Raw genomic sequence first — 7,251 nt, forward strand, 5'->3', positions numbered from 1 at the left:
CAGGACGGACGGCTCCGGCAAGATGTGCCGCGATGGAGCCCGCAGTGACCGACCCGCAGCCCCCGACGGGCGCCCGCCGTGGCACCGGTCTGCTGGCGGCCGGGTCGGTGGTCAGCGGGGTCCTCGCGTACGTCTTCTTCGCCCTGGTCACGCGGGCGCTCGGTGCTGAGCCGGCTGCGCCGGTGGCGGTGCTGTGGGCGTGGTGGAGCTTCGCGGCCGCCGCCTTCACCTTCCCCGTCCAGCACTGGATCTCACGCACGGCCGCGACCGCTGCCGGCGAGGCGGCCGTACGACGGGGGCTGCTGCGCGTCGCCGGACTGGTCACCGGGGTCTCGGCCGTCGCGGCGGTGGTGGCCTGGCTGGCGCGCGACCGTCTGTTCGGTGCCGAGGGCAGCTGGTTCCCGCTGCTGGTGCTCGCGGTCGGCGTCTGCTCCGGTGCGCTGGGGCTGGCCCGAGGCGTTCTCAGCGGTCGGCACCAGTTCGGCGCGGTCGGCCTCGGCCTGGTGCTGGAGAACGGGCTGCGCTGCCTGGTCGCCGGAGCATTGATGGCTGCGGGGAACGAGCACCCCGCGGCGTACGGCCTCGCGCTCCTCGCGGGGTACGCCGCGGTCTGCCTGCGTCCGTCGGCACTGGTGCCACGGGCGACCGGGAGCGGCGATGCGATCGATCCGCTCGCCTTCGTCTCCGGCACCTCGGCCGGCCAGCTGCTGGCCCAGATCACGCTCACCGGCGGCCCGGTGCTGCTCGCTGCCGTCGGCGGCGCTCCGCACGAGGTGACGGCGCTGTTCGCGGCGCTGGCGCTGTTCCGGGCGCCCTACACGTTCGCGATCGGGCTCATCGCGCCGCTCACCGGGCGACTGACGCGCCTGGTCGAGTCGGGACGACACGACTCGCTACGGCGACTTCGCGGGGCGCTCGTCGGCGCGACGCTGGTGACCGCCGCGATCGGTGGCCTGCTCGCGGCGTGGCTCGGAGACCCCGTGCTCGAGCTGGTCTTCGGTGAGGGTGTCCGGCTCGGGGGATCGCTCACGGCCGTGATCGCGGTCGGGTCGGTGTTCGCGCTGGCCAACCTGGTGCTCACGATCGGGCTGATCGCCCGCGCCCGCCCGGGCGCCATCGGACGGCTGTGGCTCGCGGCGGCACCCCTGGGTCTGCCGACGATGGTGCTGGTCCCGGCCGATCCGGTCACCCGGACCTGCTGGACGTTCCTGGTCGTGGAGGCTGCCGCCTGGCTCGGGTTCCTGCTGGTGGAGCGGCGCTCAGACCGGCTTGCTCGCCGCGACGAACACCGATGAGCCGAACGGTACGTCGTGGGACTCGAGCCAGCGCGCCTCGGCGCGACACAGCGCGAGCAGCACCTTCTCGGCGACCCGTCCTGGTTCGGGCAGTCGCGGGTCGCCGCTCTCCGCCGAGCCGCTGCGGACCCGGCGCACGAGCCGCTCGGCCGCGAACATCGGAAAGACCGCGGCGAAACCGTAGGTGGCCCTGGAGACGACGAAGCCCGCGCGTTCCACCGGCGCAACCAGCCGGGGTCGCGTGTAGCGACGGACGTGTCCGGCACGCACGTCGTGGTCGCTCCACGCCCACTGGTAAGCGGGGACCGAGAGCAGCAGCCGGCCGCCGGGCCGCAGCACGCGGCCGAGCTCGGCCAGCACCACCGCCTCCGGGTCGCAGTGCTCGACGACGTCGAACGCGCTGACCAGGTCGAAGTCACCGTCGCGGAAAGGGAGCGCGAGCGCAGACGCCCTGACCCCCGTGCCGCGACGCAGCCCGCGCGGGTCCAGGTCCACGGTGAAGTGCTGCTCTCCATGCAGCCAGCCCACACTCGGGCCGTCGGCGCTCCCGACGTCGAGCATGCGACGGATGCCGGTCGCATAGCCGCCCAGCGCCGCATTGAGCAGGTCGGCGCGGGCCCGGTACCACCAGTACTCCGGCTGTTCGATCGACGCAGATCCCTGACGGTCGGTCATCCCGCCATCCGTACTGCCGCGACGAGCTCCCTCGCGACCCGCTCCACGTCGCCCGACGACAGCGAGTTGAAGAACGGCAGCCGGACCAGGCGGGAGCTGACGTCGCTCGACACCGGGCACTCGGTCGGTCGGGCCGCGAACCGCCGGCCACCGGCCGAGTCGTGCAGCGTCACGTAGTGGAAGGTGGTGGCGATCCCCTGCTCCCTCATCGTCGCCATCACCCGCGGCCGCAGCTCGGCATCGGGCAGCAGCACGTGGAACAGGTGGTACGCCGGGTCGCACTCGTCGGGCACGACGGGCAGCCGCAGTCCGAGCTGCTCGGCCGGACCGGCCAGCGCCTCGGCGTACCCCTCCCAGACGGCGCGCCGCCGGGCCTGGATCGACTCGGCCTGCTCGAGCTGTCCGAGCAGGTACGCCGCGAGGGTGTCCGACATGCCGAACGACGACCCGGTGTCACGCCAGGAGTACTTGTCGACCTGCCCGAGGAAGAAGGCCTGCCGATCGGTGCCCTTGTCGTAGAGGATCCGGGCCCGCTCGACGTCCTTCCGGTCGTTGAGCAGCAGGGCACCGCCTTCGCCGCACACGAAGTTCTTCGTCTCGTGGAACGACAGGCTGGCGAACCGGCCGAGGCTCCCGAGCGGCTCGCCCTCGTAGCGACCGAAGAGACCGTGTGCGGCGTCCTCGACGACCACCACGTCCGGTCGATCGGCCAGCACCCGCCGGACGCCCGCCATGTCACAGGCGACCCCGGCGTAGTGGACCACCACCACCGCACGCACGGTGTCGTCGAGCAGGGTGGCCAGGTGGTCCGGGTCGATGCCCAGTGTCTCCGGCTCGATGTCGCAGAAGAGGATCTTCGCCCCCTGGCGCGCGAAGGCCAGGGCGCTGCTGGTGAAGGTGAACGACGGCACCACCACGGTGTCGTCGGGTCCGAGGTCGAGCAGCATCGCACTCAGCTCGAGTGCCGTCGTGCACGAGGTGGTGAGCAGCACCTCCTCGGCTCCGGTCGCCTCCTGAAGCACGGCGCCCGCGCGCGCGGAGAACGGTCCGCCGGACGAGGTATGGCCGCTGGTCATCGACTCGCCGACGTACTCCAGCTCGCGCCCGACGAGCTCCGGGACGTTGAACGGAATGTCGGCCATCAGGTCTCCTCGGGGGCGCCACGGTCGAGGTGGTGCCACGGCAGGTCGCGGCGAAGCAGGTCGGCCAGGGCGGCATCGCTGGCGCGGTAGTGGTCGCGGAGCTCGGCCACGAGCTCGTCGTCGATCGTCTCGGGCACGCTCGTGCTCGCGTTGACGGGGGCGTCGCCCAGGGTGGGACGGAACGTGTCGTCGACCCCGAGCCACCGGTAGAGGCCGGCGCTGACCTCGGAGTCGGTGAGCAGCTCCTCGAGGAACTGCACGCGAACGTCGAACCGACCCACCCAGCGGGCGAGGTCCTCGACGTAGCGACCGCGGGAGACATAGGCGTACGGCGACACGGACGACGTCGAGGAGTCCCACTCCTGAGCGCCCTCCAGGTCTGCCCGCAGCGCCTGCGTCAGCGGCCGCGACTCCACCCCGTGGTCGCGGCTGAAGCTCCAGTTCGAGACGGCCCGTGCGACCGGGTCGCGGAGCTGCACGAGGATCTGGGGGCTGCCCAGCGCCGCGGCCACCCGGTCGGGGACTCCAGGGATCTCGAGGTACGACGTGCTCTTCTCCCCGAGCACCTCGGCGTCACCGGCGTGGCCGAAGAACTCTGCGACGTACGCCTCGCGGTCGACTGGGTCCGGGCGCAGGAACACCTTCGGCTCAGGGCGCGCCGGACGGGCCATCGCGACCTGCGGATGCTCGGCCAGCACGTCGTGCAGGTACGTCGTGCCGCACCGCTGGGCACCGATGACGAGCAGGTGCCGGGTCACTGGCGGACCCGCTGCACCACGTGGAACGCCTCCTCCGTGCTGACCGTCTGGAGGGTGCGCACGACGTACTCACCGATCATCGAGATCAACGCGATGATGAAGCCGGCGAACAGCGAGACCAGCACCATCGTCGACGTCCAACCGGGGACGACCGAGTCGCGGACCAGGCCGCGGATGACCAGCACCCCGCCGAGCAGGAAGCTCAGTCCAGCGATCGCGAAGCCCAGTGCCGCGCCGGCCCGCAACGGCCAAGAGCTGTAGCTGAAGAGGATCGTGAGCACCAGCCGCATGATCCGCACCAGGCTGTAGGTGCTCTTGCCGACCGGCCGCGGGTCGTGACGCACCACCACGTTGGCCCGGTCTCCGGAGAACATCAGGGCCTGCCCGGTGATGTAGGGGAACGTCGTCCGCGAGGCCACGATCCGATCGACGACGTCGCGTCGGAGGATCCGGAAGTTCGAGACGACCAGGTCGGCGGGCTTGCCGAAGATCCGGCTGTTCATGATCCCGATCAGCTTGCTGCCCAGCCGGCGGAGCCCGCCCGCCTGCTTCTGCACGAACTGCCCGAAGACGACCTCGTGGCCGGCCATGGCGGCGTCGATCAGGACCAGTGCCTGGTCGGGTGGGTTCTGGAGGTCGTCGTCCATGGTGATGACGTAGTCGCCCGTGGCCTCGGTGAGGCCGGCCAGGTTCGCGTAGTGCTGGCCGTAGTTGCGCATCAGGTTGAGGGCGACCACGTTCGGCAGCCGCGCCGCTCGCTCGGAGATGACCTGCCAGCTGCGGTCCTGGCTGCCGTCGTTGACGAGGATCAGCTCATACCTCAGCCCGGCCTCGGTGAAGACGTCGACGACCCGGTCGATCGTGTCCCCGACGATCGGCTCGCTGTTGAAGACCGGGATCACGATCGAGTACGTGAAGCCGTTCCGGTCCAGCAGCTGCGTCATGACAGGGATCGTGTCACAGGGCGAAGGCCCGACCTCACATCGGCGGCGGACCGCTGGAGACGATCGCCTTCAGCTCCGCCAGCCGCTCCGACCCGAGGGAACGGTGGGCGAACCACGTCACCAGCTGGGTCTGTCCGAGCTCGACGTACTCCTCCTCGAGGGTGGGCGCGGCCCACGGGTACCAGGTGGGGTGGTCCATCGTCACGAACGTCGGCTGGTCCTCGCCGATCTGCTCACCGATGGCCGCCAGTCCCCCGGGGTAGTTCTCCTCGAGGTAGTCGTCGAGGCCGGCGATGAACATCTGGTGCCGGGTCGGGTTGCGCAGGTTGCCGAAGACCAGCGGCTGCGGGGCGCCGATGGACTGGACCGAGACGTCAGGCCCGGCAGCGGCCAGGAGGTCGTCGGACACCTCTCGCAGTGGCTCCAGGTCGTTGGCCCGGCTCACCGAGGCCTGAGCCCCTGCGGCGACCAGCCCGGCGACGGCGTACGTCGCGACCACGGGTACCACCGCGGCCGACGGGAGTCGTCGTGTCACGAGCAGCACCGCTCCGCCCAGTCCGGCCGCGGCCAGGGGAAACATGAACACGGCGTCCGCCCAGCCGTTGAAGACCCGGATGCACCACAGGAGGCTCGCGATCGTCGCCACTCCGAACGCGACTACCGAGACCTGCCGCGGATCGGTGCGGTTGAAGCCGCGGATCCGCAGCAGGGCGAGCAGGATCGACGCGGCCAACCCGGCAAGCAGCACCCACAGCGACCACCCGAAGGCATTGACGATCTCCTGCTCCGACTCGTCCAGGAACTCCGTCAACCCCTCCTGGTCCGTGTATCGGGCGTTGATCAGGTAGAAGCCGTCGAGGAAGTCACGGAACGCTCCGACCGCGAGGAAGTAGCCGCACATCAACGCCGTGGGCACGAGACCCCCGACCACGAACCTGAGCAGGGCGTCGGGGATCTGCCGCCGCGGGAGGGCCACCAGCGCGGCGATCGTCATGGCTGCACCGGCAACGAACACGGGTTGCCAGGTGAGGGTCGCCAACGCCACCGAGACGCCCGCCCAGGCCCATCGACGGTGGGTGACCGCCAGCATGGTGCAGACGACGAGCAGCATCATGGTCGTCTTCTCGCGAGGACCGCCGGTGGCGTAGGTGACGAACCCCTGGAGAAGCAGGAGGCTGGTCGCGGTGGCCGCGCCGGCCAGCCGCGACTCGAAGGCGTCGCGGCCCACGACGTACATCAACCACACCGCAGCGATGGAGAGCACCATCATGACCACCCGCTGGGTGAGCAGGTCGTCGGTGCCGATGACCCGCGCGATCGCCGCACCGGCGCCCGGCACCATGTGGGCCAGCGGCCCCGCGCGGTTGAGGACACTGACGTACGGCGGCACACCCTCGACCAGCTGCTGCCCGCTGTAGGAGTAGAGCGCCAGGTCGCGGGTGAGGGTCCCGCCGAAGCCGTGGAGCAGGAACACGACCGTGCCGGCCAGTGCGAAAACGGGTCCCCACGGATCGAGTCGGCGCACGTTGCCGCAGCCTAGATGACGTCCGGCCGTCCCGACGGGCGGCCTCCTGGCGATACCGAGCTGGTCCACCCTCCATCCAATTCCGGATATCGGTCAGGGCCTTGCCGGGCTCCGTCGAAGCCCCTATACACGTAGGTACGGTCCGGATCGCTCGGGGGACCGGACGTGGGGTCATGTCACACAGGGGGAGAACGACATGTCATCTTTCTCGCGCCGCGTCCTGCGCGCACCGATCCTCGGGGCCACGATGGTGGCGGTCGCCGCGGCGGCGGCCGGGCTGGCTCCGGCGTCTGCCGACGTCTCGCACCCGGCCGTGGTGTCCGCCAATCCGGCGAACTACACGCCGTCGCTGGTCGAGGTCGCGGGCCAGCCGAAGCCGATCGTCGACGCGATCGCCGTCTCGGGAAGCACCGTCGCTGCCGGCGGACGGTTCACGCGCGTGACGCAGGGCGGGACGACGTACAACCGCACCAACCTGGTGCTGTTCGACGCCAACACCGGCAGCGTGAGGCCCGCCCTCGACGCGAACAACCGGATCTGGGCTGCCGCCGCGAGCGGCAACTGGATCTACGTCGGCGGTCAGTTCACCTCGATCGGTGGGGTCACCAAGCGCAGCATCGCGCGGATCAACGCCTCGACCGGTCAGGTCGACCCCGGGTTCACGTCCGCGGTCCGTGGCCGGGTCAACGTGCTGGTCGTCGCGAAGGGTCGGCTGTACGCCGGCGGCAGCTTCGGCGCCAAGCTCGTGGCCCTGGACCTGGCGACCGGCCGCAACACCGGTCACTTCAACCTGACCGTCAGCGACCCGATCCCCAACGCGTGGGGAAGCGTGACGATCCTCGGGATGGCCATCAACCCGCAGGGCACGCGGCTGGTCGCGACCGGCAACTTCCGGCAGGTCGCGGGCCAGCC

6 protein-coding genes and 1 pseudogene are annotated in these 7,251 nt (G+C 70.8%); 2 read left to right on the top strand and 5 right to left on the bottom strand.

Going from position 1 to position 7,251, the window contains the following annotated elements; all coding sequences use genetic code 11:
* Window positions 1–1,295 (top strand): hypothetical protein (locus tag VFZ39_RS16230; protein ID WP_330866829.1); only part of this gene is annotated, 1,295 nt, incomplete at its 5' end.
* Here the strand turns inward: VFZ39_RS16230 and VFZ39_RS16235 are convergent.
* Genes VFZ39_RS16235 through VFZ39_RS16255 form a run of 5 tightly spaced genes read right to left on the bottom strand, consistent with a single transcriptional unit; the run spans window position 1,260 to window position 6,339 of the window.
* Window positions 1,260–1,970 carry a class I SAM-dependent methyltransferase gene (locus VFZ39_RS16235; protein WP_330866830.1) on the bottom strand — a complete coding sequence of 237 codons (711 nt, stop codon included), beginning with the start codon at window positions 1,968–1,970 and terminating at the stop codon, window positions 1,260–1,262. The two genes, VFZ39_RS16230 and VFZ39_RS16235, sit on opposite strands and share 36 nt — an antisense overlap.
* Window positions 1,967–3,112, bottom strand: a complete 1,146-nt coding sequence (rffA, locus tag VFZ39_RS16240) for a dTDP-4-amino-4,6-dideoxygalactose transaminase (protein WP_330866831.1) — start codon at window positions 3,110–3,112, stop codon at window positions 1,967–1,969. Before rffA ends, VFZ39_RS16235 begins: the two co-directional genes overlap by 4 nt.
* Complete coding sequence (locus VFZ39_RS16245; RefSeq protein ID WP_330866832.1) at window positions 3,112–3,870, bottom strand: sulfotransferase; 759 nt, start codon at window positions 3,868–3,870, stop codon at window positions 3,112–3,114. Before VFZ39_RS16245 ends, rffA begins: the two co-directional genes overlap by 1 nt.
* Window positions 3,867–4,814, bottom strand: a complete 948-nt coding sequence (locus VFZ39_RS16250; protein WP_330866833.1) for a glycosyltransferase family 2 protein — start codon at window positions 4,812–4,814, stop codon at window positions 3,867–3,869. The genes VFZ39_RS16245 and VFZ39_RS16250 overlap by 4 nt, the downstream gene beginning before the upstream one ends.
* Before the next feature lie 34 nt (window positions 4,815–4,848).
* A complete protein-coding gene (locus VFZ39_RS16255; protein ID WP_330866834.1) occupies window positions 4,849–6,339 on the bottom strand; it encodes a glycosyltransferase family 39 protein in 1,491 nt (496 codons plus the stop codon).
* A 196-nt stretch (window positions 6,340–6,535) separates the two neighbouring features.
* Between VFZ39_RS16255 and VFZ39_RS16260 the strand changes: the two are divergent.
* Window positions 6,536–7,251: pseudogene (locus tag VFZ39_RS16260) on the top strand (delta-60 repeat domain-containing protein); the annotation flags it as partial.

The organism is Nocardioides sp., from assembly GCF_036374615.1.
GTDB lineage: Bacteria > Actinomycetota > Actinomycetes > Propionibacteriales > Nocardioidaceae > Nocardioides.

What these genes read in the sequence shown, in the direction of transcription:
- VFZ39_RS16235 (WP_330866830.1), bottom strand. Translation starts at nt 1,970, where the DNA reads ATGACCGACCGTCAGGGATCTGCGTCGATCGAACAGCCGGAGTACTGG.
- VFZ39_RS16250 (WP_330866833.1), bottom strand. Translation starts at nt 4,814, where the DNA reads ATGACGCAGCTGCTGGACCGGAACGGCTTCACGTACTCGATCGTGATC.
- rffA (WP_330866831.1), bottom strand. Translation starts at nt 3,112, where the DNA reads ATGGCCGACATTCCGTTCAACGTCCCGGAGCTCGTCGGGCGCGAGCTG.